Raw genomic sequence first — 2308 nt, 5'->3', positions numbered from 1 at the left:
CTTTTGGTTGCCATTTGTCTTCACCTCTTTTCGACAAGCATATTTTAGCACGTATTCCAGCTTATTTCCAAACATGCGTTTGAAGAAGGACAAAAATCATAGGTGCAACACACTTAATTTGTATTAGGATAGAAGTTGTTTTCTTTCGCAAGCACATTAAGCTATATTTTTCGATATAGTTCTATATTACTTGTTACTAATTAGTAGCTCTTTGGGCCCTGGTATCGAGGCGCTGAATCCGGTCGAAAACATCAGTCCAAACCTGGTTGGTTTAGCTGTCGATTATCTGACCCGCTTTATGTCGGGAGCAAGTGGGCCAGAAGCTTTCAAAATTTCGCTGCTAGGAGCACATAATCTTGGAGAAGATGCTTTAGCCACAAAATTGCTGGATGATGTTAAAGGACTGGATAATATCTCGATCACGAATGCTATTAAGCTTACTGGATTTGATGTTGGTTACCGGGCTGGCTTTGGTTATAAGCCGGTTAGCGAGTTCAAGCCGGATCAAGCAACGATTCAGAACGTGAGGACGATGGTTGAACGCTCACTGCATTTTCTTGAGCTCTATGGCCCAAAAGTTCTGGATGGATTTACTTTTGAAGGTGGCTATACAGATACGGTAAGCACGGGGGACGGCGACTTTACTACGGCAGATACTCTCTGGGACTTCAAGGTGTCGAAGAGAAAAGTGCAAAAAGAGCACACTCTGCAATTGCTCATGTACTGGCGGATGGGTCTGCATTCGGTTCATCCGGAATTTCAAAGCATCAAGCATCTCGGCATTTACAATCCCCGCCTAAATCAAGTCTACTGTATTGCCGTTGCTGACATTTCGGAAGATGTCATTAGGGAAGTTGAAGAAAAAAGTGATTGGGTATGGGATGTAGCAATGCAAAAAGAAAATGGTGGTCCAGAATGGATCACCATTTTTAGTCTAAAGCTCCTTGATAAAGAAGTATTGGTCATAATCCTTGAAGGCTGGGGCGATTTTGAGCAGCTTTTTGTAGCCCATCTTCTTATAAAAATTTGGTGCTTGAAAGCTGTAGGTGTTAAGGATGATGCGTTTGATTTGCTTTGCCGCGGCCACTTTTTCTACCTTATTGAGCAGCTGCTCGCCGTAGCCATGGCCCCGGTATGCCTCTGCCACACAAAGATAGTCGATTTCAACCGTATCAAAAACAGCACTGGCAACAATGCCCGCAGCAATTTTTCCATCCTCTTCGATGTAAAAGCTGTAGTCACCCGAATCCTCCATGAACTGAGCATTGTATTCTTGCAGCATCTGGTGCACTTTCTCGTTGACTTGCCTGCTGCTTTTCTTGATTTCCATCTTGTCTGCCTCCTTTTTTAGATTTTAGCAAAAGGAAAGACGAAAAAATAGGTCTGCTGGTTAAGCAGGCCTATTCTTCTTAATATACAGGGCGGGTTAAACCGTCAGTATCTGGGTCAGCGATCCCCAGGCTGTCCCGGCTGCCGAAAGTCGGATCAGCTACGATCTTCAAGACTACGTCAGCGATGCTCCGTCTTGACCCAGATACGCCAACAAATTTGTCATGGCGGTGGGTAATGGAGTACTTAACTTCTGGCCGGTCGTTCAGCCATGGCAGGCGCAGAGTGGTGTAGTCAAGGCCGGATTCTTCTAAAAGCAGGTCAGCATTGACTGGAGAACTGCCTTCTGGGTTGCCGCCAAAGCAGAAGTCCCGGTTCCACTTGCCGAATTCACCTGGAACTTCATCGTACAAGCCCAACAGGCTGGTTTCGATCACCCGGCTGATCTTGTTTTCCTTAGCCGCCGCGATGATGTTTTTGGTTGGGCGATTGTTACCGGCATCGTCATGGTCAACGACAGCTGAGAAGATCATGTCACAGCCCTTAGCAGCGTCAACTACGTCCTGCTTGTTGTTCAAGTCCCCGTCGATCAAAGTTACCCGGTCCGGGTAGCGGTCCTTCAAGCTTTGCAGGCGGCTGGCCCGGCGCAGGAATAAGACCAGGTCGACATCTTTGAACTTGTCTTCAGTCAAAATTCTTTCTTCAATAATGCGGGCAATTTGGCCGTTAGCTGCCAAAATCAATAACTTCATAATAATTTTTCCTTTCTGCTTGCTCTAATCAATATTCAATCGTTGCTTTAATGATAATGGGCCAAAAGCAATTTGAAAAATGCTCTTTCCGTAATTTACCATTCGCTTTGAGCATAGCGCCGGCTTGCATCCCGCGTATAGCACAATGCACCGCTTGTAATGTACAAGGGCGCCGCAATAGTTTACGCTAATGAAAATAATATGTAGAAAGAAGTGACATTATCAAT

2 protein-coding genes are annotated in these 2308 nt (G+C 45.3%); both read right to left on the bottom strand.

Annotated elements, in window-relative coordinates; translation table 11 throughout:
- Nucleotides 1-934: 934 nt before the first annotated feature.
- Nucleotides 935-1255, bottom strand: a complete 321-nt coding sequence (locus tag ACI32D_RS04945) for a GNAT family N-acetyltransferase (protein ID WP_439775514.1) — start codon at nt 1253-1255, stop codon at nt 935-937.
- A gap of 154 nt (nt 1256-1409) precedes the next feature.
- On the bottom strand, nt 1410-2081 hold the full coding sequence (locus tag ACI32D_RS04940) for an NAD(P)H-binding protein (RefSeq protein WP_439775513.1): 672 nt from the start codon (nt 2079-2081) through the stop codon (nt 1410-1412).
- Between the last annotated feature and the right edge of the window lie 227 nt (nt 2082-2308).

This window comes from Lactobacillus sp., assembly GCF_051873315.1.
Classification (GTDB): Bacteria; Bacillota; Bacilli; order Lactobacillales; family Lactobacillaceae; genus Lactobacillus.
This window is presented reverse-complemented; position numbering and strand designations above follow the sequence as displayed.

Excerpts from the sequence above, each read along its gene's own strand:
- ACI32D_RS04940 (WP_439775513.1), bottom strand. The coding sequence starts at position 2,081 with ATGAAGTTATTGATTTTGGCAGCTAACGGCCAAATTGCCCGCATTATT.
- ACI32D_RS04945 (WP_439775514.1), bottom strand. The coding sequence starts at position 1,255 with ATGGAGGATTCGGGTGACTACAGCTTTTACATCGAAGAGGATGGAAAA.